We start from the raw sequence: 23,776 nt of genomic DNA, 5'->3' as shown, positions 1-23,776 counted from the left end.
CCCAAACTGCCCACGACCCCTGCGCTGCGCTCCGGGGCGACCTGCGTTGGGCGGGATGCGGGGTGTGCCGCAGAACTCGCTTTGCGCTTCGCGCGCCGCTCAAACAACTGCGGCAAGTCAGATGACTAAGCAAGCCTGTCCTTCGGCAGGCTTGCCACCCCGCATCCCGCCCAACGCAGGCGTGGGCAGAAGGGGGGAGGCTTGGGAACAGCCAACAGCCAACAGCCAACAGCCAACAGCCAACAGCCAACAGCCAACAGCCGGCGCTATCGATTCGCTCGGCTTCAAACGGGGGCCGAGCGAAGCGAAGGCCCGCACCACCTCCCCGTATGTCAGCGCCTGCGGCGTGGTGGTTGCGGGGTTGCAGTCCTGCCGAAGGACAGGACTGCTTCGTGATCTGACTCGCCGTGATGTTTGAACGTAGCGCGCAGCGCGAAGAGAGTTTCACGGCGAACCCCGCAACCGCCACGACGCAGGTTGCCCCGCAGCGAAGCGAAGGGGTCGCGGACATTCGGGTCGCCTTTGCTTTGCCTACTTTCCTTTGGCGAAACAAAGGAAAGTAGGTCGGCCGCCGGGCCGAGACCCGGCCTCGAAAAGAAACCCCCCGGCAGGGCCAGAACCAGCAAGCGCAGCACCACGCAGCACCACGCAGCAAACGCAGCGCACGCAGCAAACGCAGCGCACGCAGCAAACGCAGCAAACGCAGCAGAGACCAAAAAATCTCAGGCAGCCAACCTGAACCGCTCCACCACCCCCCCAAACCCCCTCTCCAGATCCGCAATCAAATCCAAAGGATCCTCCAGCCCCACATGCAGCCGCACCACAGGCGCAGTCCCCGCCCACACACTGTGCTCCCGCAACCTCTCAGGCTGCGCCACCAGCGCCAGGCTCTCGTACCCGCCCCAGGAAGCCCCCTGCGCAAACTGCCGCAACGAGTCAACGAACACGGCGCCGGCACCGGCGTCCACCCCTTCGGCAAACGCAAACGAGACCAGCCCGCTGGCCCCGCTGAAGTCCCGCTTCCACAGCGCATGGCCGGGATCGGAGGGCAGGGCCGGGTAGAAGACGCGGCCGACCTGGGGCTGCTGCTCCAGCCACTGGGCGATTTCGGTGGCGTGGCGCTGGTGCTGGGCCAGGCGCACGGGCAGGGTGCGAAGGCCGCGCAGGGCCAGGTAGGCGTCGTCGGCGCCTATGGTCAGGCCCAGGGCCTCGTAGGCGGTGGATATCTTCTTCGACAGCGCGGGGCCGTCGGTGATGACGATGCCCTGCATCACGTCGGAGTGGCCGGCGATGTACTTGGTCGCGGCCTGGATGGAGAGGTTGGCGCCGTGTTCCAGGGGCTGGTAGAACCAGCCGCCGCTCCAGGTGTTGTCGGTAGCCACGGCAATGCCGTGCTGGCGTGCCACGGCGGCCAGGGCGGGCAGGTCCAGCACTTCGTAGAGCAGGGAGCTGGGCGATTCCAGGTAGACCAGGCGGGTGTTGGGGCGGATCTTGCCGGCCAGATCGTCGCGCGAGGGCGAGAAGTACTCCAGCGTGATGCCCAGGCGCTGCAGCAAGGTGGCGTCCACGCGGCGCACGGGAGAGTAGACGCTGTCGGCCACCAGGGCATGGTCGCCGGGCGAGAGCAGGGCGATGAGCACCAGGGTGATGGCGGACAGGCCCGAGGGCGTGAGAAATGCGCGGTGCCCGCCCTCCAGCGCGACCACGGCGTCTTCCAGCGCGCGGTGCGTGTCCAGGCCGTGGCGGCCGTAGGAGGCCACGCGCTCGCCGGCCTCGCGGCGGTGGTGCAGGTCGGCGTAGGCGGCGCTGTCGGCAAAGCGCACGGTGCTGGTGCGCACCACGGGCACGTTGACGGGGCCGGAGCCGCCCTGCAGCGGCGGCGTGCCTGCGTGCAGCAGGCGGGTCGACGGGCCCAGCGGCCGGTGCTTGTCTTGGGGGGTGCTCATGCCACGGCCTCGCTGGGACGGAAGTAGGCGGCGTTGTAGTTCTTGACTTCGCCGGTGTCGGGGTCGATGGCCACGCGGCCGCTCAGGGCTTCCAGCGGCTGGCCGTAGAGGTGGAAGTGCAGCGTGGGCTGCTCGCCCACGACGGCAATGCTGTGGATGTCATCGGGCAGGAAGGCGATGGAGGCGCCCGGCTGCACGGTGAATTCGCGCGCCAGGTGGATGCTGGCGCGTGCGGGGTTGCTGCGGTCGTCCGTGCGCTCGTAGAGGCGGTTGAGCTCCTGGCCTTCGACGGCAACGATCACGGCCCAGGTTGTGTGGTTGTGCGGGGCCGTGGTCTTGCCGGGGTTGATGGAGTTCAGGTACAGGGCCAGGCCCGCATCGCCATCGGCCGGGTTGAGGCGGTAGCGCGTGGAGGCACCCACGCCTTCGGTCTGCGCGGGCGGGGGAAAGTCCGCGCGGCTGAACAAGGCCTTGTGCGCGGCCAGCTGCTCCAGGCGTGCGGTGATGGCCGACAGGGTGCTGCGGTCGGGCGCGCCGGCCTGCAGCAGCTGGCGCACGTCGGCCAGGGCGGCGTCCACGGCCTGGCGGCGCCGGGCGACGGCGTCTGTATGGGTGCCTGTATCTGCGCCTGTGCCGGCCGGGGTTTCAGTCGTTGTTTCTGCGGTCATGGGGATGTGCTCCTGGAGGTGTGGGATCAAAGGGCAAAGCGCAGGCTGTTGAAGGGCAGCGGCGTTGTGGCCGGGGCGGCTGGCGCAGGCCTGGGCCGTGCACCATCGCCCAGGGCGCGCTGCAGGAATTCGCGCGTGCGCTCGCTGCGCGGGCTGCCGAAGATCTGGGCGGCCGGGCCGTGCTCGACGATGCGGCCGGCCTCGGTGAAATACACCTGGTCGCTGACCTCTTCGGCAAAGCGCATTTCGTGCGTGACCAGCACGCAGGTCATGCCGTCCCTGACCAGGTCGCGGATCACGGTCAGCACCTCGCCCACGGTCTCGGGGTCCAGGGCCGAGGTCACTTCGTCGAACAGGATCAGCTCGGGCCGCATGGCCAGGGCGCGCGCAATGGCCACGCGCTGCTGCTGGCCGCCGGACAGCTCGCCGGGGTAGGCGGATTCCTTGTGGTCCAGGCGCACCTTCTGCAGCAGGGCGCGGGCCTCGCGCTCGGCCGTGGCGCGGTCGCGGCCGACCACGCGCGTGGGGGCGATGACCAAGTTCTCCAGCACCGACAGATGGGGGAACAGGTTGTACTGCTGGAAGACGAAGCCCACGCGCTTGCGCAGGGCGATCAGCTCGGCCTCGGTGCGCAGCTGGTCCACGCGCGTGCCCGCCACCGAGATGGCGCCGCGCTGGGGCCGCAGCAGGCCGGTGATGCAGCGCAGGATGGTGGACTTGCCCGAGCCCGAGGGCCCGATGATGGTCACCGCCTCGCCGCGCCGCACCTGCACGTCGATGCCTTGGAGCACCTGGTTGTCGCCAAAGGACAGGTGCACATCCTGCAGGTGGACCAGTGCGGGCGCCGTGCCTGCGGGGGCATCGGCCGTGGCGAGTTGGGAGAGAAAGGAGTCAGTGGCGTTCATGGCGTCGCTCCAATGCCCGGGTTGCCCGGGCAATGGGATAGCAATAGGCAAAGAAAAGCGCGAGCAGCGTGAAGTACACAAGGATGGTGAAGTCCGTGCGTGCCACGGTGTTGCTGGCGATCTGGGCGGTGTCCACCACGTCGTGCACGCCCACCAGCGAGGCCAGCGAGGTGCTCATGGTGATGCTGGCGTAGAGGTTCATCCACGGCGGCAGCATGCGGCGCACGCACTGCGGCAGCACGATGAGGCGGAAGATCTCGCTGCGGCGAAAGGCCAGCGACTGGGCCGCCTCCCACTGCGCGCTGGGAATGGACTGGATGGCGCCCCGGAAGATCTCGGCCACGTTGGCGCTGGTGGGCAGGGCCAGGCCCAGCACCACCTTGACCCAGTCGGGGAACGGAAAGGTCCAGCCCACCAGCTTCAGCTCGAACGGGAACACATAGGTGGTGAAGTAGATGAGCACCAGGATGGGCGCATTGCGAAACAGCTGCACATACCAGCGCACGCCCATGCGCACGGCCGGCGTGGGCGACAGCGACAGGGCGCCCAGCACCAGGCCGGCTACGGTGCCGATGGCCACGGCCAGCACGCTGATCTCGATGTTGACCAGGAGGCCGCGCAGCAGCGCGGGCAGCCATTTCCACAGGTGCACGAAGGCGGGCGGGGCGCTGTCCGTGGCGGCCCAGCAGGCGCACAGGGCCAGCAGTGCGGCGCCCGCGATCAGCCAGGGGCTGCGCGCCGCGCGCAGCAGGGCGGCGGGCAGCGGGCGGGGCGCGGCGCCGGTGTTCAGGGTGGCTTCATTGGCCATAGCCGGGCATCCTCAGGTGTTGTTCCAGCCAGCGGCCCGCCAGGCTGACCAGCCAGGTCAGCAGGCCGAACCACAGCAGGATGAGCAGCAGCAGCTCCAGCACGTTGTCGCGCTGCGACCAGATCATGATGGACTCGTAGGTCACGTCGCCCACGGCGATGGCCGAGGCCACGGCCGTCATCTTCACCAGGTCCACCAGGTTGTTGGTCAGCGAGGGCAGGGCAAAGCGCACGGCCAGCGGCAGCTGCACGCGCACCAGCAGCTGGCGCTGCGAAAAGCCCAGCGAGCGTGCCGCCTCCAGCGTGGTGGCGGGCACGGCCTCGATGCCGGCGCGCAGCGCCTCGGCATGGAACACGCCCTTGTGCAGCGAGACCACGATCACCACCCAGACAAAGGGCGTGAGCGGGTTGTTGCCCGCGCCCCAGTCGCGCAGCTGCTGGGTGATCAGCATGTTGAGCACCAGGAAGGCGCAGTACAGCTGCACCAGCGTGGGCGTGTTGCGCGTGACCTCCACAAAGGCGCGCGCAGGCCGTGCCAGCCAGGCGCGGCCCGAGGTCAGGGCCGCCGCCAGCGCCACGCCGGCCGCCAGGCTGCCGGCAATGGTCAGCAGGGCCAGCTGCACGGTCACGATCATGCCGCGCACAAAGGCCTGGCGCTCGGCCACGTCCAGCACGAAGGCGTAGTTCAGGCCCAGGCCCTTGAGCGCTTGCACGCCCTGGGCAAGCAGGCTGTCGTTCATGGCACGGCCTCCAGGGCGGCCGGCTGTGCATGCGCTTGCGCTTGCGCAGCGGGGTCTTTCAGCGCGGCCACGGCGCGTGCGATGCGGGCCGTGGCCTCGGCCAGCACCTCGTCGCTGGCGGCGGTGGAGATGCGGAAGTACGGCGACAGGCCGTAGGCCCCGCCATCCACGGCAGCCACGCCTTCGGACTCCAGCAGCCATTCGGTCAGGTCGGTGTCGCTGGCGATGGGCTGGCCGTCCGGGCGCAGGTGGCCTATCAGCGCGCCGCAGTGCACAAAGGCAAAGAACGATCCGCCCGGTGGCAGCAGGGCCAGGCCCGGCACCTGGGCCAGCGCCTGGGTGACCTGTTGCGCGCGCCGCGCATAGGCGTTGCGGGCCTGCTGCACAAAGCTCTGGTCGGGCGACTGCAGCGCCGCCGTGGCTGCGGCCTGGGCCACGGAATTGGGGCCTGACGAGGCCTGCGACTGGATCACCACCATGGCCTGCACCAGCGCGGCCGGGCCTGCGCCCCAGCCGATGCGCCAGCCGGTCATGGCATAGGTCTTGGAGACGCCGTTGACCAGCAGCGTGCGCTCGCGCAGGTCGGGGGCCACGGCCAGCCAGTGCGCGGGGGCCTGGGGCGTGAACCAGATGTGCTCGTACAGCTCGTCCAGCAGCACCAGAACCTGCGGGTGCTGGCGCAGCACCTGGGCCAGCGCGGCCAGTTCCTCGCGGCTGTAGACGGCGCCCGAGGGGTTGCCCGGCGTGTTCAGCACCAGCCAGCGCGTGCGCGGCGTGATGGCGGCCTGCAGCGCGGCCGGCGTGAGCTTGAAGCCCTGCTCAATGCCGCAGTCCACGATGACCGGCGTGCCGTCGTTCACGCGCACGATGTCGGGAAACGAAGGCCAGTACGGCGCGGGCACGATGACCTCGTCGCCCGCGTCCAGCGTGGCCGCCATCGCGTTGTAGATCACCTGCTTGCCGCCGTTGCTGACGATGATCTGCCCGGCGTCGAAGTCCAGCCCGTTCTCGCGCCGGTACTTGGCGCTGATGGCCTGGCGCAGCGCGGCCGTGCCGGGCGTGGGCGTGTACTTGGTTTCGCCACGGGCCAGGGCCGCGATGGCGGCCTGCTTGATGGGCTCGGGCGTGTCGAAATCGGGCTCGCCCGTGGTCAGCGCAATGATGTCGCGGCCCTGGCGGGCCAGGGCCGTGGCCCGCGCGCTGGCCGCGGCATTGGGCGAGAGCCTGACGCGCTGCACGCGCTGCGAAAGGGGAAAGGGCGTGGTCATGGCGTGGGGCCTTCCTGGAATGCGGCGGCTGGCGTTGGAGAAACCTGCGGCAAGTCGTGCGGCAAGTCATGCGGCAAATCGTCCGGCAGGGCTTGCAGCACCTTGCCGGGATTGAGCAGGCCCAGCGGGTCGAAGGCCTGCTTGAGACGCCGCATGAGCTGCAGCTCCACGGCGCTCTTGTAGCGGGGCAGCAGGTCGCGCTTGGTCTGGCCCACGCCGTGCTCGGCGCTGATGGAGCCGCCGTGGGCGTGCACGCTGTCGTGCACCACCTCGTGGATGGCGTCTTCCTGGGCAAACAGCTGCGCGGGCGTGCTGTCCGGCGCGTGCGACACGTTGTAGTGCAGGTTGCCGTCGCCCAGGTGCCCGAAGGCCACGGGCCGCACGGCGCCAAAGCGCGCCTGCAGCAGCGCGGCCGTGGCCGCAAGAAAGTCGGGGATGCGCGAGATGGGCACCGACACGTCGTGCTTGATGTTGCGGCCGTCGCGCCGCTGGGCCTCGCCCAGGGCCTGGTCGCGCAGCCGCCACAGGGCCTGGCTTTGCTGCAGGCTCTCGGCAATGGCGGCATCGGTGACCAGGCCGTCCTCGAAGGCCTGGCCCACCACGCACTCGAAGCGCTGGCGCGCATGGTCCTCGCCCTCGCTGTCGGACAGCTCGATCAGCGCAAACCAGGGCGCCTTGAGCGCCAGCGGTATCGGCTGCTCGGGCACATGGCGGGCTATCAGGCCCAGGGCCGTGTCCGACATCAGCTCGAACGCCGTCAGGCTGGCGCCGAAGCCCGCCCGCGCCTGGCTGAGGAAGGCCACCGCACCGCGTATGCAGCCAAAGGCCAGCAGGGCCGTGTGCTGGGCGCGGGGCAGCGGATGCAGGCGCAGCGTGGCCGCCGTGATGATGCCCAGCGTGCCTTCGCTGCCCACGTACAGGTCGCGCAGCGCATAGCCGGTGTTGTCCTTGCGCAGCCCGCGCAGGCCGTCCCAGATGTCACCCTCGGCCGTCACCACTTCCAGGCCCAGCACCAGCTCGCGCGCGTTGCCGTAGCGCAGCACCTGGGTGCCGCCCGCGTTGGTGGACAGGTTGCCGCCAATGGTGCAGCTGCCCTCGGAGCCCAGGCTGAGGGGAAACAGCCGGTCCGCATCGCGCGCTGCCTGCTGCACATGGGCCAGCACGGCGCCGGCTTCCACGGTCAGGGTGTCGTTGTCGGTGTCGATGGCGCGCACGCGGTTCAGGCGCGCCAGCGACAGCAGCACGGCGCGGCCCGAGGCGTCGGGCGTGGCGCCGCCCATCAGCCCGGTGTTGCCGCCCTGGGCCACGATGGGCGTTCGGTGGGCGCGGCACAGGCGCACCAGCTGCGCCACCTGGGCCGTGTCGGCAGGCCGTGCCACGGCCAGGGCCTGGCCCGTGAGGCGGCCATGCTGGTCGGTCAGGTAGCCGGCCGCATCGGCACCCGTGAGCACATGGGCATCGCCCAGGGCGTGGCGCAGCGCGGTGACCAGGTCGGCGGGGCCGGTGATGTGGCCGCTGGTGCTGGTGCTGGTGTTGGTGCTGGTGTTGGTGCTGGTGTGGGTGCTCATGCGGGCGCCTTCCTGAACTTGTCGTGCAGCTGGTGCAGCAGCGGCGTGGGCGTCATGCCGTTGCGCTGCTCCACCTCGATCAGCCAGCCCGTGCGGTGCCAGTCCTGCACGATGCGGTCGATGGCCGCCTGCGTGTCGGACTCGCCCTTGCGCAGCCAGATCACCGAGGGCGAGGGAATGATGTCCGCGGGCGAGACGATCTCGTAGTCCTTCCAGTCCGCATTGCTGGCCACGAGTTCGCGCAGCGTGGGGCTGACATGCACGGCGGCCGCGCAGTTGCCGCCCTTGAGGGCCAGCAGCGACTCGGGCTGGCCCCGGAAGGCCTTGATCTGGGCGCCGTATTGATCGGCCAGCGGCTTGGTGAAATTGCTGCCCTGCGACACGCACACGGGCTTGCCGCGCAGGTCGTCCCACTGGCGCACGCCGCTGCTCTTCTTGGCGATGGCGGCGCCGCCGACTTCCTCGAACGGCGTGGGCACGAAGGACAGGATCTCGCTGCGCTCCTGTGTCCACTGCATGTTGGCGATCAGGATGTCCACCTTGCCCTGCTGCAGGAACTGCACGCGGTTGGACGGCTGGACCTGCACGGTCTCCACCCCCACGCCCAGGCCCTTGGCCACGCCTTCGGACAGCTGCACGTTGTAGCCCACGTGCCTTTGCGTGACGGGGTCGATGGTGCCGAACGGCGGCCCCGAAAGCATCACCCCCACCACGATCTTGCCGCGCTGCTTGATGCGGTCCAGCGTGGCGTCGGCATGGGCTGCCAGGGCCGTGAGGGCGAGCAGGGCCGCCAGTGCGGTGCGGGTCGGCTTCATGGCTTGGCTCCCTTGGCGGCGGGCTGGGTTGCCTGCGTCGCCTGCACTTGTGCCTGCGCTGCCGCATACACCGCGAAGTCGTAGGGCGCGCGGTCGAACTGGCCCTTCAGCGCGCGTTCGTGGCGCTCGGCGATCCAGGTGTCGGGCACGCCGCTGGCGCGGGCCACCTTGAGCAGAAAGCCCGTGCGGTGCCAGTCCTGTATGGCCTTGTCCACGAAGGCCTGGGTGTCGGCCTCTCCACGGCGCGTCCACACCACGGTGGGCGAGGGAATCAACTGGTCCTGCGTGCCCAGCTCGAAGTCCTTCCACTCGGCCGCATTCGGGCCGGTGAGCTTTTCATAGAGGGCGGGCTGGATATGGACCGAAGCCGCGCAGGTGCCGCCCTTGAGCGCCAGCAGCGACTCGGGAATGCCGCGCAGGCCCTTGACCACGGCGCCATAGCTCTCGGCCAGGGGCTTGGCGAAGTTGCTGCCCTGCGACACGCAGGCCACCTTGCCGCGCAGGTCTTCCCAGCGCTTGATGCCGCTGGCCTTGGCCACCAGGGCGCCGCCGCCGATCAGGTCATAGGGCGTGGGCGCGAACGAGAGGATCTCGCTGCGCTCCTGCGTCCACTGGATGTTGGCGATCAACAGGTCCACCTTGCCGCTTTGCAGGAACTGCACGCGCGTGGAGGCCGTCACGGGAACCGTCTCCAGCGGCACGCCCAGGCGGCGCGCGATGTCGGCGGCCAGCTCGGTCTGGTAGCCGCCGGTCTTGCCGGTGGCGGGATCCAGCACGCCGAACGGCGGGCTGGCGCCATCAATGCCCACGGACAGCTTGCCGCGTTGCTTGATCTTGTCCAGCGTGGCATCGGCGTGGGCGGCACCGGCGCCCAGCAGCAGGGCCAGGGCGGCGGCAAGGGGGGAAAGAAGGCGGGGCATGCGTGAATCCATCAGGGAACGGAAGGCCCGGCCCCGTCTTGCGGGGCCTGGGCCTGGGTGGTCGAAAAAAAGCAGGGGTGGACCGCCGTGGCGGTCGGCGGTCAGCTGGCGGACTTGAACCTGGCCTGCAGCTCGGGCAGCAGCGGGTTGGCCGGCTCGATGCCCACGCGCTTTTCGGCGGCGATCAGCCAGCCCGTGCGGTGCCAGTCCTGCACCACCTTGTCCACGGCGGCGATGGTGTCGACCTCGCCCTTGCGGGTCCAGACCACGGAAGGCGCGGGCAGCACCTCGCCGGCGATGGGGGCCGAGTACTGCGCCCATTCGGGGTTGCTGCGCAGCAGCGGGTAGATCAGCGTGCTGTCATGCACGGCGGCCACGCAGTTGCCGCCCTTGAGCGCCAGCAGCGAGTCCGACGAGCTCTTGTAGCCATGCACCTGGGCGCCGTACTCGCTGGCCAGCGGCTTGGCAAAGCTGCTGCCCTGGGACACGCACACGGGCTTGCCGCGCAGGTCTTCCCACTTGGCGATGCCGCTGCCCTTGCGCACGGCGGCAGTGCCGCCCACGCGGTAGAAGGGTGTGGGCGCGTAGCCCAGGGTCTCGGCACGGTCGGGGTTCAGCTCCATGGAGGCGATCAGCAGATCCACCTTGCCGGCCTGCAGAAACTGCACGCGCGTGGCGGTCTGCACCTGGACCAGCTCGGCCTCCACGCCCAGGCCCTTGGCCAGGGCGCGTGCCAGCTCGGGGTTCCAGCCCACGAGCTGCTGGGTGGACGGGTCGATGGAGCCGAAGGGGCCGCCATTGACCAGCACGCCAATGGTGACCTTGCCGCGCTGCTTGATCTTGTCCAGCGTGGCATCGGCCCGGGCCTGAGTGCAGGCCAGGGCCAGCGCGGCGGCGATGAAGGTCAGGGATGCGGAAAGGGTGGCGCGGGGCTGGCGGCGCAGGGTGGGGCTTGTGTGCATGGCGGGAGCGGGGCGGTCGGGACGAACGAAAGATGCGTACGCCTGCATCTTCTGGCCGCCCTTGACCCACGGCAACAAAGCTTTGGGAGCATGTTTATGCGCTTTGCGTCGCTGCATCAGGGTGATCACCAGGGAAATGTGGGCCCGAGGCAGGGCGGGTCGATGGTGTAATCGCGACGGCCGGGGTGCTGCGCCCACCGGCACCTCCCAGCGAGCCCTCTTCCATGCACCAAGCCCTAGCGTCCCTACTCGCCCCTCTCGCCTGCGCTGCCCTGTTGTGTGGCAGCCCCGCGGCCCGGGCCGCCAATCCCACGAGTTCTGGCAATTGCGAGGAAAGCTCCACCAACATGTCCGAGGTGCGTGCCTGCCTGCAGGAGCAGAACGTGGCCCTGGTCAATGCCGCCTACGTCTCGCTGTCGCTCAAGCTCAAGGCGCGCATGCCCCAGGCTTCGGAAGAGCTGGAAGTGGCGCAGAGAAACTGGGTGCAGTACGCGCGCAGTGCCTGCGAGTTCCTCTCTGAATTCAACTCGGCTAGCTTTGCCAAGGACGATGCGCGCACCAACTGCTGGAGCGACTTCGCCCGCGCCCGCGCCAAGCAGCTCAAGTCCTGGGAAATGCAGCTGGACAAGAAGCCCTGAGGGCGGGGACGCTGCTCACTGGTAGTTCAGCGTGAAGGTGGCCCTGCCGTTGGCCTGCCCCGTCGTGACTGCCGCAGCGGTCTGCACGTATTTGGCAGTCAGCGGGATCTTGAACTGGGCAACGCCCTGAACGATGGTTCCCGCACTCCATTGGTTGGTGTTGCCAGGCACGTTGGAGTCGGGGCCGTATGCGAGTGCGGTGCCATCCTTCAGTATCTGTATGCCTATTCCGGTGGCAACCGGTTTGCCGCCTGACGTGGCCTGGCTCAAGGTCAGGACGGTGCTCCGATTGCTGGTGTCGTTGGCATCGGTGAGCGTGACGTGGGGGTGCAGAACGCTTGCGGGCGCGCCGCCCTTGCATTCCAGCGTGATGTCGAAGTGCTGGGGGATGGAGGTGGATTGGAGGCCCGTGAATCGCAGGATGGGCACAGCGCCCATGGGTACGGAGATGGCCGAGGCGGCCACCGAGCAGGAGGGACCGACCACCACCCTGGTACGGCCGGACAGGTTGACGTATCCTGCGGTGCAGCCGGGGCACTGGAATCGCATCTCGACGTTCATCCCGGAGCCCGTTAGCGTGCCAGCGGAAACGTTGCCGGTTTTCACCAGCTCGATCCAGACATCCTGGCGGGATGAAGCATTCCAGAAATAACCCAGCGCGCCCGAATTATTTTCTGATTCGGTGGTAATGGGCATGGTTCTGCCACTGGGAGCGCCGGGGCCGCGCCATGTGGCCCACCAGCGGATTCCAATGCCGGGAATATTGGTGCTGTAGACATTATTGTATCCGGGCGTCTTGCTTCCGGATTGGACATTGGCAGCTACAACGGCTTTTTCAACATCGTACTCGAATGCCGTGTTCAGCACTGCTCGCAGATTAAATACGGTTACCGCAGACTTCCATAGCGTCGATCCGTTGGCGTAATTTCCGGGTACTGTTATTTCCTCGGGCAGTGAAATGTTGGAGCTGGTGGGGGAGAATACGCCGCCGGCAAAGGCATTGGTGTTCATCGTTGCCGCTGAAAAGGCGATGAGAAATGGAAGGGCGATCAATGCAAGGCGGCGTACTTGCGAAGGAAATGAGGGAATGAAAGAAAAATGCATGATACTGATTCGGTCCATTGTTGAAGTATGATTCTCGAAAATATCACGCAATAGTTTTATCGAACTTTTGAGTGACTAAGGAGGGGTGGAAATGAAAGCATCGAATCATTCGATGTGTGGCCTCTTAGGTATTTCACACTCTACGCCGAAGATATGAGTTGATGCAATCAGATTGTTCTGAAAATGGAGCGTGGCTCAGTCAAAAGCCGCCCATGCACGCCATTCGTAAAGAGCAAGGCCCGCGTGTCACGCAGCTCGGGCGTGTGGGTTGTCGCGCAGACAAGCCTGGTTCAGTCCGCTCGCGGCCCCGGCGACTGTCGTGAGCGCACCAGGCCGCTCAGGTGCTGAGAGGTGCGGTCGGAGAAGCGTCCCTGGCACCTCTGGCGGCTTGCCAGAGCGCATCGGCCAGGGCTGTGATCTCAGGGGCCAGGTGCAGGCGTTCCAGCCAGCGGCCCGCAATGCCGCTGGCGCCGTGGAAGGCTCCGGCCAACTGGCCCGTGATGGCTGCCGTGGTGTCGGCGTCATCGCCCAGGTTGGCGGCCTGCAGCACTGCGCCTGCAAAGCTGTCATGCCTCGCAAAGCACCACAGGGCCGCCTCCAGGCTGTCCACCACGTAGCCGCTGCCGCGAATCTGCGTGGCTGGCTTGTTCAGATAGCGGCCACGGGCAATCTCTTGCAGGCGCGGGCTGGCGCTGTCTTGCAGAACGCCGCCCAGGTCCAGAACCTGCGACCGGGGCAGTCCCTGCAGCGCCCGGCACAGCGCCACGGCGAACAGGCGGCAGGCCTGCAGGCATTCAGGTGCGGCGTGGGTGGTGCGTGAGCTGAGTTCAGCCATGCGCTGCACCAGGTCCTCGTCGGGGCCGAAGAACATGGGCACGGGCGCCAGCCGCATCAGGGAGCCGTTGCCGGCCTGGTCCGGGTCGGGCGATCCGGCCAGCGGATCGCCGGTGGCCAGGAAGCGCTGGATGGCCGCTCTGGTGGCCATGCCGATGTCAAAGCAGTTGCCGGTGGAACTCCAGTAGCCCCATTCGTACCAGTTGGCATAGCGCGCCATCTGGTCCTGCGGGTCGCAGCCTCCGCGCTGGAGCAGGCTTTCGGCCAGGCACAGGGCCATGGAGGTGTCGTCGGTCCACTTGCCTGCGGGCAGCGAGAAGGGGCCGCCGCCCACCATGTCGGTCAGCGGCGCAAAGCTGCCGCGCGGCTGGAATTCCAGCGTCGTTCCCACGGCGTCGCCACAGGCCAGGCCCAGCAGGGCGCCACGGTATCGGTCCAGCGTGTCCATGGCCATGCCCGTGCTCCCGCTCATGGTCGGTCAGGAGCGGTGCTGCGCAGCCGCGCGCGCACCTGCATGAGGGCAAAGCCCAGCAGGTTCAGGCCCTGCCAGCGCGCGGGGTCGGTGGCGCGCACATCGTCGGCGGCCAGGCCAATGCCCCAGATGGCGTCCACGGGGCTGGCTTCCACCAGCACGCGGTCGCCCGTGTTCAGCAGATAGCGGGCCAGGGCGGGGTTCTGGGAGAACTTGGCCTCGTTGGCGCGCACCACGATGTCCATGCGCGCGGCCACCCAGGCCGCTTCATCGAAGCCCTGGATGCCACGCCCCAGCTTCTTGGCCTGGCCCGGCGTGCGGCAGCGCACGATGGCCGCGTGCGCCGCCTCGTCGCCAAACAGCCGTGCCTTGCCCGCCATCATGAAATGCTCGGCCGTGGGGTAGTGCTGGCCATCGACCTCGAAGCCCGCCTCGAACCACTGGCTCATGCAGGTCTTGCCGATGGAGCCATCGGCCGCAGGCTGGTGGCCCCAGAACGGCAGGAAGCGCGGGGTGAGACCCTGGGCCATGGCGTGCTGGAGGTCTTGCAGGGAGGCGATGTGGCCTGTGGTGGTCATACGGAGTTCTCAGGTGCGCAATTCTTCCTGTCGAGCCGCACGTAGACGCGCTCCACGGGAGTCATGAGCATCGGATTTCCATCCTGGGCACGGGCCCGCTGCTCGATGACGAAGGATGTCATGTCAATGACCTCCAGCAGTTCCTCCGTGGCGAAACGGCGTAACAGCTTGCCACGCAAGCCCAGCTGGATGGCGCGCAACGGCAGCTTGGCGCCGCTGGGGGCATGGTCCGGATCCCATTGCTGGCGCACTTCGGAGGTGGCCACCGCTTGCTGCCACTCGGGCAGGCCAGCGTAGAGCCGGGGGTTGAAGGTGGAAGGTACGGCGGCATCCAGCAGGCTCTCGAAGAAAGTCCGGCGTATGCGCAGGCCGAGGATGACTTCCTGGCCGGCCTTGGTCGCCCAGCCGCAGCGATACATCATCCAGAGGAAATTGGGCTTGATCCAGCTCATGCGCGTGAAGCTGAAGTCCGGGCCGCCGAACCGGCCATGCTCCAGCGCGTGAAGGCCGATGGCCGGGCGATAGGCCTGGTAGACCACCACGGTGGAGTCGTCGTAGTGGGCGAGGATGTGCTCTCCCTCGGAAGGCCAGGTGGCAGATTGCTGCAGGTAGGGTGCTGTTGCGAGATTCATGGTCTGTTCGTTGTCGTTGTCGTTGTCGCTGTCGTTGTTGTTGTTGTTGTTGTTGTTGTAGGTGTTCTGAGGGCGCTGCGCCACGCTGCAGGGCCGGTCCTTCACACCACCAGGCAGCCCTGCCGGTCCGACAGGCCGATGGTGGCCTGCATGCCCGCCGTGAACTGCAGGTAGTCGGCCTCCATGCCGTCCGAGAAGATGACGCCATGGTCGGGCATGCGCGAGCGCAGGGTCAGCGGCTGGCCGGCGGTGACCTGGCCGTAGACCAGCTCGGCCGTGGAGGAGCGGCTGGGAAAGGGCTCGCGCACGGCGAAGTCCAGGCGTGGCGCATCCCAGGCGAAGGGCTGGTAGTCGAAGTCGGTGGATGCGCCGCGCACGGCGCGGGCAATGCCCATCGATCCCGTGACGATGCTCTTGATCCAGGCCGACGAGCCCAGCCCCGTGGCGACGATGAGGCCGGAGGACGACTGGGACTCCTGCCGCTCGCCCAGCGTGATGTCGTACAGGGCCGAGGTATGGCTGCGCGGGCCGATGAACAGGTCGTTGGCGGCGCGCAGCACCTGGCCGTCGCTCAGGCGCGCTTCGGCCAGGGTGACGGCGCGCGTGGGGCGGCGGTTGGCGGCCACGTCGCCCAGCAGGGCGGCCAGGTCGGCGGGGGCGAAGGGCAGCAGCAGGCCGTCCCAGCGCGCGGGCTCGGGGTTGACGCCGATGAGCGGCTGGCCGTCCAGGTATTTCATGGTGTTGGCCACCATGCCGTCCTGGCCCAGTGCCACCACGATGTCGTCGGCGCCGAAGACGAAGTTGGGCACCAGGGCGCGGTCCACGATCTGGTAGCGGCCGCGCGCCTCCAGCGCCTGCACCACGGCCTGCAGGGCGGCGGCGTAGGCGGCGCTTTCGCGCAGGTAGTCGCCGAAGTCTGCACCCAGGTGCTCGATGTAGAAGCGCGCCTGGGACAGCGTGTGGTACCTGGCCACCAGCTCATCGAGCCGCGTGCGCCGCACCACCAGCACGGTCTTGCGTTCATTGGCGTTCACGGCGGCTCCTTGCGGGTTCGGGATCGGCCACGGCAGCTGCATGGCCTGCACCGGCGCCCATGAGCGACTGCAGCAGCTCGGGCGAGACGTTGAGCTGGCCGATGCGCTCGGCCTTCTCGGCAATGCCGCCAAAGGCCTGGGCGATGAGCTGGCCCGGCTGCATGCCCACGGCGGCCAGCGATTGCACGATGCGCGGGTCGGCCTTTTCCAGGGCCTGCATGACGGCGCCCACGCGGTAGGCCTCGGCCTCGGCCAGGATGCGGCTGTTGGCGGCCTGGCCTTCGACGAAGTCGCGGCGGCTGGTCTCCAGCGCCACGTCGGCGGACATCTGTTCGGCGCGCAGCTCGTTTTCCTTGCGCATCTGGGCGGCCTTGGCTTCCAGCTGGGCCTCGCGGATCTGGCGCTTTTTCTTTTCCACGGCCACATCGGTATCGAGCTCGTTCTGGCGGATGGCGCGCTCGTTTTCCACGGCAGCCATGCGGCGGGCATAGACGGCGTCGTCCGCGGCCTTGAGGTTGGACTCGCGCGCCTCGGCTTCCAGGGCGCGGGCGATGTCGGGCGTGGGTTTGACGGCCATGACCGAGACACCCAGGATCTCCAGCCCCAGCGCCTCGATCTCGGGCTGGGCGGCCAGCTCCTGCTGGGCCGTGCGCGCAATGAGTGCCGAGGAGCGCAGCGCCTGCTTGAGCTCCAGCGCCTGCACGGCCTGCTGGATGATGACCTCGGCCTGCATGGTCACGCGGTCGCCCAGGCGCTGCGGGTCTTCGGACAGGTATTTCTGGCCGTCGCGCGCCAGGGAGAAGTCCATCAGCGTGGCGGTCTGGCGCGGTGTGCTGATGCGGTAGGTGACCTGGCCCTGCACGGTGACGCTCTGGAAGTCGGCCGTCACCAGCTCCAGCATGAAGTGGCAGTCCTGGCTGCCCACGGGCACCGCGACCAGGGTGGTGGTGGGCGCGTAGTAGAAGAAGGACTGGCCCGCACCCTCGCGCACCACCTTGCCGGCGCGGAACTGCATGAGGTGGACCGTGGGTTGGGACTTGATGAAACGGATGCCGAACATGGTGCTTCTCCTTTTAAGTTGTTCTGTACAACTCTTATGGGTTGCATAGTGCAACTTAAAATCCGGCACGTCAAGCACAATCCATCCCATGGCTGAAAAAAATTCCCCATCCCCGCAGGGCGCGCTGGACTTCCCGCGCCCGTTCACCACGGTGGACGTGGTCATCTTCACGGTCGCAGACGATGCCCTGCAGGTGCTGCTGGTGCAGCGCCCCACGGCGGGCAGCGAGCCGTTTCCGGGACTGTGGGCGCTGCCCGGCGGCTTTGTGGATGTGCGCCAGGACGCGGACCTGCTGGCCTGCGCGCGGCGCAAGCTGCTGGACAAGACGGGTGTGGACAGCCCCTACCTGGAGCAGCTGGGAAGCTGGGGCGGCGCGGCGCGCGACCCGCGTGGCTGGTCGGCCACGCATGTGTATTTCGCGCTGATCCCGGGGCACGACCTGATCCTGGCCAAGGGCGCGAATGCGGCCGATGTGTCGTGGTTTGCCGTCGATGAACTGCTGCGCGCGCCTGCGCTGGCCTTCGACCACGGCGAGATCCTGCGCGCAGCGGTGGAGCGGCTGCGGGGCAAGGTGGAATACACCTCGCTGCCGGCCTTTCTGCTGCCCGAGCCTTTCACACTGCCGCAGCTGCAGCAGGCCTACGAAGTGGTGCTGGGCCGCCCCGTGGACAAGAGCGGTTTTCGCACGCGCATGATGGCGGCCGGCTTTCTGGTGGAGGCCGGCCAGGTGGAGGGCACGTCACGCCGCCCCGCCATGGGCTACCGCCTGGCCGACCGCAGCGCGCCCGTGGTGTTTCCGCGCACCTTCAGCCCGCGCGGGTGAGGGCGGCCTTCGATCAGGGCCAGGATCAGGATCAGGCGCCCAGCAGGCTGCAAAAGCGCTGCATGTCCACGTTGCCGCCGCTGAGGATGATGCCTACGCGCCGTCCGCGCAGCTCCTCGCCTTTCTGGCGCGCGGCGGCCAGGCCCAGGCAGCCGGTGGGCTCGACCACGAGCTTCATGCGCGTGGCCAGGAAGCCCATGGCATCGACCAGCTCGGCATCGCTGGCGGTGAGGATGTCGGTCACGTCGCGCTGGATGATGGGGAAGGTGATGCCGCCCAGGTGCTGGGTCTGGGCGCCGTCGGCAATGGTCTTGGGGGTGTCTATGTGGACGATGCGGCCTGCGCGCAGCGACTGCTGGCCGTCGTTGCCGGCCTCGGGCTCCACGCCGTAGAGCGCGCACTCGGGGCTGAGCGCACGCGTGGACAGGGCGGTGCCCGACAGCAGGCCGCCGCCGCCCAGCGGCACGAAGAGGGCGTCCAGCGGGCCGGTTTCCTCGAACAGTTCCTTGGCGGCCGTGCCCTGGCCGGCCAGCACATCGGCATGGTCGTAGGGCGGGATCAGGGTCAGGCCGTGGCGCTCGGCCAGGTCGCGGCCGATCTGCTCGCGGTCTTCGGTATAGCGGTCGTAGACCACCACCTGGCCGCCATAGCCCTTGGTGGCCGCCACCTTGGCGGCGGGCGCGTCATGCGGCATGACGATGGTGGCGGGAATCTCCAGCAGCCTGGCAGCCAGTGCAATGGCCTGGGCGTGGTTGCCCGAGGAAAACGCCACCACGCCGGCCTTGCGCTGCGCGGCGCTGAAGCGAGACAGGGCGTTGAACGCGCCGCGGAACTTGAAGGCGCCCATGCGCTGCAGGTTCTCGCACTTCAGGAAGACACGTGCGCCCAGCGCCTCGTCCAGCGTACGCGAGGTGAGCACGGGCGTGCGGTGGGCATGGCCCTGGATGCGTTGGGCCGCTGCGGCCACGTCGTCATAGGTGGGAAGGCTTGTCATCGGTACGGGAGAGAAGGAGTTGCAGATCGGCGGGGTGCCGGGAGCTACTTGGCGTAGCTGTAGACCGTGGCGCGCGACACGCCCAGGTGGGCGGCAATGGTCTCCATGGAGCGGCGAAGGTCCAGCAGGCCGTCGCCCTTGAGTTCACGGACCAGGGCGCGCCTCTCCTCGGGCTTGAGGGCGCGCGGCGTGGTCGCCAGGCGCGCCGCGAACTGGTCGATGCGGGCGCGCACCGTGTCGGCACCGGCACCGGCCCCGGCCCCGGCGCCCATGGGCGCCAGCATTTCGCGGGCCGGCGTGTCGCCGCTGACGGCGGCAAAGCGGTTGAGCATGCTCTGGAAGCCCTGGAACATCGTCAGGTCCACATTCATGCACAGGGCGGCGATGTAGCGGCCCTCGGAGTCGCGGATGCCGATGGACGTGCTCTTGGCCTGGCGGCCATCGGCGAACTGGTTGGGGTAGTTGGCGATGACCTGCTCGTAGCCGGGGTCCTGGATGCGGGCCAGCCCCAGCTCCGTCGCGCCCTGGCCGACCTCGCGGCCCGAGAGATTGTTGTGGATGGCCAGCACCGCATGGGACGGGTCGAGCAGGTCATGCACCACCACCTCGCAGAACGGGGCAAGGGTCTGGCCCAGGCCTTCGGCGATCTTGGCCACCTGTTCCAGCAGTTGGCGCTGCTCGGGAGTGCGTTGTGTCATATTGGACATTTTGTTTTGAATTGGACAAAATGTCAAAACCCAGGCGACCTGCCTTCTTGTCCGTTTCTTGTGCTCCCTGCCATGTTCGACACCCTTGTTCACCTGCTGCAATCCCAGGACGCGCGCTTTCGCGTGATCGAGCACCCTGCCGAGGGCCGCTCCGACCTCGTCGCCGAAATCCGGGGCACGGCACCCGGCCAGGGTGCCAAGGCCATGCTCTGCAAGAGCCGCGATGCGGCCGGTGCGGGCGATCCCCAGCTGTTCCTGGCCGTGCTGCCCGGCGACCGCAAGCTGGACTTCAAGCGCCTGGCCCAGGCCGTGGGCGTGCGCAAGGCCACGCTGGCCTCGCCCGAGGAGGCCCAGGCCGCCACCGGCTGCGTGATGGGATCGGTGCCGCCGTTCTCCTTCAACCCGCAGGTGCGCCTGGTGGTGGACCCGGCACTGGTGGAGCGCTTTGCCGAGATCGCCTTCAATGCGGGCCGGCTGGACCGCTCCATCGTGCTGGACTCGGCCGACTATGTGCGCATTGCCCGGCCCGCGCTGCACAGCCTGAGCGGGGATGGCGCCGATTGACCCGGGGGCCGGGCGGTGCCCACAATCGCAGCAACGCCCGCACATCCTTTCCTGACCATGACCACCCCTGCCAGGCAGTTCCCCGACCGGCCCGATGCGGCCGGCTTTGTGCGTGCGACGCTGGCTGCCGCACTGGCCCAGGTGCAGTCGCATATGGATGCCGTGGATGCCGTGGACGCCGGCAGCGGCGAGGCCGAACGCATCCACCAGCTGCGCGTGGCCCTGCGGCGCCTGCGCACCCTGCTGCGCGAATGCGCAGGGCTGGCGCCCGGCATGCGCGCCGAATGGGATGCCCCGCTGGCCCTGGCCTTTGCGCGCCTGGGCACGCTGCGCGATGCCGGCACCCTGGCCGACGTGGTGCGGCCGCTGCTGCAGGACGCCGATGCGCCCTTGTGCGAATGGGCCGTGCCGGATGCCGGGCAGGCCGACGCGGACGCGGCCGCTGCGGTCCGCGAGCCGCAGTTCCTGCAAACGCTGGCCGAGATCCATGCGCTGGCGCAGGCGCCTGCAGGCAAGCGGCAGCCCGGCCTGGTCAGCCTGTCCGCCGCAGGCACGCGCAAGTACCTGGCACGGCGGCTGGCGCGCCTGCACCGCCAGGTGCTGCGCGACGGCCGGCACTTCGACCGCCTGCCGCTGGCGCAGCAGCACCGCGTGCGCAAGCGGCTCAAGCGTCTGCGCTACCTGGCGGACTTCGCGCGAGAATTCGCGCCTGGAATGTGGCCCGGCAAAAAGGGGCGGCGCTTTGCCGAGGCGCTGGTGCCCGCCCAGGACGCGCTGGGCCTGCACAACGACATGGCCGTGGCGGCCGCGCTTTTTCGTGACCAGGCCGGCACGGATCCGCGCGCCTGGTTTGCCGCCGGCTACCTGCAGGCCCGCCTGGCCACCAGCGCGCGCAGCAGCCGCCGCGCGCTGCGTGCGCTGGCCCGCGTGCCGGGCTTCTGGGCCTAGACCGCATCAGCGATAATCCGCCGCTGGCGCACCGCCGCAGCCCCTGGGCCGTGGCGGTGCGCTGTTGCTGAAGGTGCCCCATGCCGCTTGCCGGCCAGGGGTTCAACGGGAAGCAGGTGCGCGATGCCATCGAGGTGGCCGCTCGCAATGCCTGCGCTGCCCCCGCAACGGTCAGCGGAATACAACTCCCCACGCTGGCGCGCCACCCACCGGTTGCGCGCCGCAAGCCACTGTGTCTGGACGGACATGGGAAGGCGGGGATGCCTGCTGCAGCGCGCCCACGATGCGCGCCGCAGCGTTCCGCAAGCCCGGATACCGGCCTTCTGCATTGCTTTCGGACGCCGCGGGAGTGCGCCTGTCCGGTCCGGCCCCAGCCTGCGCTGGCGTGGCCGGCTCCGGCGTGCGCGCCGTGCGGCGTGGTTCAGACGATAGGCCCCACGGGTGACTGGGGCAGTTGGATTCAACGCATGCGCTTCGCTTCTTTGGCCGCCGATTGTTCCGGCCCCTTTCCCCTTCCTCCCTTCCTGCGCCCGGCCACCGCTGCGGCCGTGCTGGCCTGCTGCGCCGCGGCGGCCGGCGCCGCACAGGAACCGGCGGCCGGCAAAGCCGGTGCATCCGCCGACGATGCGCTGGACGCCGTCTTCGTGACCGCCACGGCGCGGCCCGAGGCGCGCAGCCGCATCGCGGGCACCACGCAGACCATCGACCGCGAGGCCATAGAGCGCTCCAGCGCGCGCTCGGTCACCGACCTGCTGGCCGAGAACGCCGTGGGCTTTCTCAGCGAATGGACGGCGGCCCAGACCTCGATGAACCTGCGCGGCGCCTCCACCGACGGCCAGGGGCGCGACTTCCGCAGCCAGGTGCTGGTGCTGGTCAACGGCCGGCGCGCGGGCACGGCCAACCTGTCCAAGCTCAGCCCCTCGGATGTGGAGCGCATCGAGATCGTGCGCGGCCCGTCCTCGGTGATCTACGGCAGCCAGGCCATGGGCGGGGTGGTCAACATCATCATGAAGACGGGAGCGACAGCGCCCGGCACGCGCGCCCAGGTCCAGGCCGGTTCATGGGACCTGTGGCGTACCGATGCGCAGACGGCCGGCGCCAATGACCGCTTCGACTGGTACTTCGGCGTGAGCGCAGGCGGGCGCGGCGACTACGAGTCGGGCGATGGCGGCACGCGCATGGAGAACACGGGCTGGAAGCGGCGCGGCGCCAGCGGCGCCCTGGGCTGGCAGCTGCACGAGCTGCACCGCGTGGAGCTGCAGCTGCGCACGGACGGCATCTACAACGCGGGCTTTCGCGGATCGGGCGCCAACATCTACAGCCGAGACAACCGCAGCAACCGCTCGCTGGACCTGACCTACGAAGGCGCACTGCCCGGCCAGCGCCTGAGCTGGACGACCCACCTCTACAGCCTGGTCGATACCGATGAGTTCAACTGGGCCTCGCCCGTGATCCGCTCGGGCAACAGTGCCGTGCCCGGCACGGCGCGCGACTACAACCACCGCCAGCTGGACGCCACGGGCCTGCGCTTTCAGCCGCGCCTGCGTGTCAGCCAGACCAATGACCTGCTGATGGGCTTCGACTGGGAGCGCAGCAAGCTGCGCTCCGACCGCCTGCGCGTGGCCATGCCGGGCGGCCCGGCGGGCCAGGTTGCGCCCTACGACAACAACCAGACCGAGCAGGTGCACGCGCTGTACGTCGAGGACGCGCAGACCCTGTTCGACGACCGCCTCACGCTGCGCGCCGGCCTGCGCAAGACCTGGGGCACGACACGCTTCGACGAGACGCCCAACCTGGCCCTGGCCCAGGCCAGCACGCGCGACTACGACAACCACACCTGGTCGGCCGGCGCCACCTGGAAGGCCACGGACCGGCTCACGCTGCGCGCTGCGGCCTCCACGGGCTTTCGCGCGCCCACGGCCACGGAGCTGGCCTCGGACTTCACGGCCGTCGGCGGTGGCCGCACCTTCGGCAACCCCAACCTCAAGCCCGAGACCAGCCGCCAGATCGAGGTCGGCGCCGCGCTGCAGCAGCCCGGCTGGCGCGTGGATGCGGCCCTGTTCCAGAACACCATCAGCGACCGCATCATCACCGTCTCGCGCGGGGCCACGACCAATACCTCGGACTACGCCAACAACGCGGCCGACATCGTGGCGCGCGGCCTGGAAATGCAGGCCGACATGGACCTGGCGCGGGCGCTGAACCTGACGGGCCACCAGCTCAAGGCCTGGGCTGGCGGCTACTACCACTTCAGCATGCGGGACAAGGGCTCGGCCGCCTCGGCCAATACCGACAAGGTGCAGCGCATGTACCGCTACGAGGCCTCGGCCGGCGTGCGCTACGGGCGCGGCAGCGGGCGGCTGCAGGGCGACTGGAGCCTGCAGCTGTCCACGCTGCTGCGCGGTCCCATGTGGTACGACACGGAAGAGGCGCTGCTCATCCCGCAGGGCGAGCCCCGCAGCACCTTCATCCACCGCAAGGGCGCCTTCACCATCTGGAACCTGCGAGCCGACTACCGCGTGTCGCCGGGCGTCAAGCTGTTCGCAGCCGTCAACAACCTGTTCGACCTGAACCGCCATCCCATCTTCATCGCGCTGGACCGTGCGCCCTGCATCGCCAACCCGGCGTACCAGAACGGCGGCTGCGGGACGTCGATGGCGGGCCGCGAACTCATGGTCGGCCTGCAGGCAGAGTTTTGATGAAGCACCCCCTGAGTCGCTTCGCGCCTTCCCCCGTGTGCACGGCGCCCTCTCTCGCTTCGCGGGAGGGGGACGACACCCTCGGGGCGG

General features: G+C 68.8%; 23 protein-coding genes and 1 riboswitch. Of the genes, 5 read left to right on the top strand and 18 right to left on the bottom strand.

The window, feature by feature from the left end:
* Positions 1 to 722: 722 nt before the first annotated feature.
* The 10 genes from metC to ACF8NF_RS05005 form a co-directional block, all read right to left on the bottom strand.
* Positions 723 to 1,946, bottom strand: a complete 1,224-nt coding sequence (metC, locus tag ACF8NF_RS05050) for a cystathionine beta-lyase (RefSeq protein ID WP_392450186.1) — start codon at positions 1,944 to 1,946, stop codon at positions 723 to 725.
* Complete coding sequence (locus ACF8NF_RS05045) at positions 1,943 to 2,614, bottom strand: cysteine dioxygenase family protein (protein ID WP_046240582.1); 672 nt, start codon at positions 2,612 to 2,614, stop codon at positions 1,943 to 1,945. Before ACF8NF_RS05045 ends, metC begins: the two co-directional genes overlap by 4 nt.
* A 26-nt stretch (positions 2,615 to 2,640) precedes the next feature.
* Positions 2,641 to 3,519, bottom strand: a complete 879-nt coding sequence (locus tag ACF8NF_RS05040; RefSeq protein WP_046240583.1) for an amino acid ABC transporter ATP-binding protein — start codon at positions 3,517 to 3,519, stop codon at positions 2,641 to 2,643.
* Positions 3,506 to 4,327, bottom strand: a complete 822-nt coding sequence (locus ACF8NF_RS05035) for an amino acid ABC transporter permease (protein ID WP_016454423.1) — start codon at positions 4,325 to 4,327, stop codon at positions 3,506 to 3,508. Before ACF8NF_RS05035 ends, ACF8NF_RS05040 begins: the two co-directional genes overlap by 14 nt.
* Complete coding sequence (locus ACF8NF_RS05030; RefSeq protein WP_392450185.1) at positions 4,317 to 5,066, bottom strand: amino acid ABC transporter permease; 750 nt, start codon at positions 5,064 to 5,066, stop codon at positions 4,317 to 4,319. The genes ACF8NF_RS05035 and ACF8NF_RS05030 overlap by 11 nt, the downstream gene beginning before the upstream one ends.
* Positions 5,063 to 6,334: an aminotransferase class I/II-fold pyridoxal phosphate-dependent enzyme gene (locus tag ACF8NF_RS05025; protein ID WP_392450183.1), complete on the bottom strand. Its 1,272-nt coding sequence runs from the start codon at positions 6,332 to 6,334 to the stop codon at positions 5,063 to 5,065. The genes ACF8NF_RS05030 and ACF8NF_RS05025 overlap by 4 nt, the downstream gene beginning before the upstream one ends.
* Positions 6,331 to 7,902 (bottom strand): FAD-binding oxidoreductase, encoded by a 1,572-nt coding sequence (locus tag ACF8NF_RS05020; protein WP_392450181.1) that lies wholly within the window; start codon positions 7,900 to 7,902, stop codon positions 6,331 to 6,333. The genes ACF8NF_RS05025 and ACF8NF_RS05020 overlap by 4 nt, the downstream gene beginning before the upstream one ends.
* Positions 7,899 to 8,717 carry a transporter substrate-binding domain-containing protein gene (locus ACF8NF_RS05015; protein WP_012207564.1) on the bottom strand — a complete coding sequence of 273 codons (819 nt, stop codon included), beginning with the start codon at positions 8,715 to 8,717 and terminating at the stop codon, positions 7,899 to 7,901. The genes ACF8NF_RS05020 and ACF8NF_RS05015 overlap by 4 nt, the downstream gene beginning before the upstream one ends.
* Complete coding sequence (locus ACF8NF_RS05010) at positions 8,714 to 9,637, bottom strand: transporter substrate-binding domain-containing protein (RefSeq protein WP_126311005.1); 924 nt, start codon at positions 9,635 to 9,637, stop codon at positions 8,714 to 8,716. Before ACF8NF_RS05010 ends, ACF8NF_RS05015 begins: the two co-directional genes overlap by 4 nt.
* A 101-nt stretch (positions 9,638 to 9,738) precedes the next feature.
* Positions 9,739 to 10,599, bottom strand: coding sequence for a transporter substrate-binding domain-containing protein (locus tag ACF8NF_RS05005; protein WP_392450180.1), 861 nt, complete (start codon positions 10,597 to 10,599; stop codon positions 9,739 to 9,741).
* Between the two features lie 224 nt (positions 10,600 to 10,823).
* Here ACF8NF_RS05005 and ACF8NF_RS05000 point away from each other — a divergent pair, with 224 nt between their 5' ends.
* Entirely contained in the window at positions 10,824 to 11,237 is a 414-nt protein-coding gene (locus ACF8NF_RS05000; RefSeq protein ID WP_016454419.1) for a lysozyme inhibitor LprI family protein, read from the top strand.
* Between the two features lie 15 nt (positions 11,238 to 11,252).
* Here the strand turns inward: ACF8NF_RS05000 and ACF8NF_RS04995 are convergent, their stop codons facing one another.
* The 6 genes from ACF8NF_RS04995 to ACF8NF_RS04970 all read right to left on the bottom strand — a co-directional run bounded on the left by ACF8NF_RS04995 (position 11,253) and on the right by ACF8NF_RS04970 (position 16,951).
* Positions 11,253 to 12,359: a fimbrial protein gene (locus ACF8NF_RS04995; RefSeq protein ID WP_279494223.1), complete on the bottom strand. Its 1,107-nt coding sequence runs from the start codon at positions 12,357 to 12,359 to the stop codon at positions 11,253 to 11,255.
* A 319-nt stretch (positions 12,360 to 12,678) separates the two neighbouring features.
* Positions 12,679 to 13,647 carry an ADP-ribosylglycohydrolase family protein gene (locus ACF8NF_RS04990; RefSeq protein WP_392450178.1) on the bottom strand — a complete coding sequence of 323 codons (969 nt, stop codon included), beginning with the start codon at positions 13,645 to 13,647 and terminating at the stop codon, positions 12,679 to 12,681.
* A complete protein-coding gene (locus ACF8NF_RS04985) occupies positions 13,644 to 14,225 on the bottom strand; it encodes an NADAR family protein (protein WP_392450177.1) in 582 nt (193 codons plus the stop codon). Before ACF8NF_RS04985 ends, ACF8NF_RS04990 begins: the two co-directional genes overlap by 4 nt.
* Positions 14,222 to 14,941: a DUF4291 domain-containing protein gene (locus ACF8NF_RS04980; RefSeq protein WP_392450176.1), complete on the bottom strand. Its 720-nt coding sequence runs from the start codon at positions 14,939 to 14,941 to the stop codon at positions 14,222 to 14,224. Before ACF8NF_RS04980 ends, ACF8NF_RS04985 begins: the two co-directional genes overlap by 4 nt.
* 17 nt (positions 14,942 to 14,958) lie before the next feature.
* Positions 14,959 to 15,891: a sugar kinase gene (locus ACF8NF_RS04975; RefSeq protein WP_088163604.1), complete on the bottom strand. Its 933-nt coding sequence runs from the start codon at positions 15,889 to 15,891 to the stop codon at positions 14,959 to 14,961.
* A complete protein-coding gene (locus ACF8NF_RS04970) occupies positions 15,878 to 16,951 on the bottom strand; it encodes an SPFH domain-containing protein (RefSeq protein ID WP_392450174.1) in 1,074 nt (357 codons plus the stop codon). The genes ACF8NF_RS04975 and ACF8NF_RS04970 overlap by 14 nt, the downstream gene beginning before the upstream one ends.
* An 88-nt stretch (positions 16,952 to 17,039) precedes the next feature.
* Between ACF8NF_RS04970 and ACF8NF_RS04965 the strand changes: the two genes are divergently transcribed.
* A complete protein-coding gene (locus ACF8NF_RS04965) occupies positions 17,040 to 17,774 on the top strand; it encodes an NUDIX domain-containing protein (RefSeq protein ID WP_016448794.1) in 735 nt (244 codons plus the stop codon).
* A 31-nt stretch (positions 17,775 to 17,805) separates the two neighbouring features.
* Here the strand turns inward: ACF8NF_RS04965 and ACF8NF_RS04960 are convergent, their stop codons facing one another.
* On the bottom strand, positions 17,806 to 18,768 hold the full coding sequence (locus tag ACF8NF_RS04960; protein WP_392450173.1) for a threo-3-hydroxy-L-aspartate ammonia-lyase: 963 nt from the start codon (positions 18,766 to 18,768) through the stop codon (positions 17,806 to 17,808).
* 44 nt (positions 18,769 to 18,812) lie between these two features.
* A complete protein-coding gene (locus ACF8NF_RS04955; protein ID WP_392450172.1) occupies positions 18,813 to 19,466 on the bottom strand; it encodes a transcriptional regulator in 654 nt (217 codons plus the stop codon).
* 81 nt (positions 19,467 to 19,547) lie between these two features.
* Between ACF8NF_RS04955 and ACF8NF_RS04950 the strand changes: the two genes are divergently transcribed.
* From ACF8NF_RS04950 to ACF8NF_RS04940, 3 genes are all read left to right on the top strand, one after another.
* A complete protein-coding gene (locus ACF8NF_RS04950) occupies positions 19,548 to 20,039 on the top strand; it encodes a YbaK/prolyl-tRNA synthetase associated domain-containing protein (RefSeq protein WP_016448791.1) in 492 nt (163 codons plus the stop codon).
* 57 nt (positions 20,040 to 20,096) lie between these two features.
* On the top strand, positions 20,097 to 20,987 hold the full coding sequence (locus tag ACF8NF_RS04945; protein ID WP_392450171.1) for a CHAD domain-containing protein: 891 nt from the start codon (positions 20,097 to 20,099) through the stop codon (positions 20,985 to 20,987).
* A 54-nt stretch (positions 20,988 to 21,041) separates the two neighbouring features.
* Positions 21,042 to 21,326: riboswitch (cobalamin riboswitch) on the top strand.
* A 128-nt stretch (positions 21,327 to 21,454) separates the two neighbouring features.
* On the top strand, positions 21,455 to 23,686 hold the full coding sequence (locus ACF8NF_RS04940) for a TonB-dependent receptor (protein WP_392450170.1): 2,232 nt from the start codon (positions 21,455 to 21,457) through the stop codon (positions 23,684 to 23,686).
* Positions 23,687 to 23,776 lie beyond the last annotated feature (90 nt).

The sequence above is a fragment of the Delftia sp. WSY_22 genome, from assembly GCF_043104185.1.
GTDB lineage: Bacteria > Pseudomonadota > Gammaproteobacteria > Burkholderiales > Burkholderiaceae_C > Comamonas > Comamonas tsuruhatensis.
This window is presented reverse-complemented; position numbering and strand designations above follow the sequence as displayed.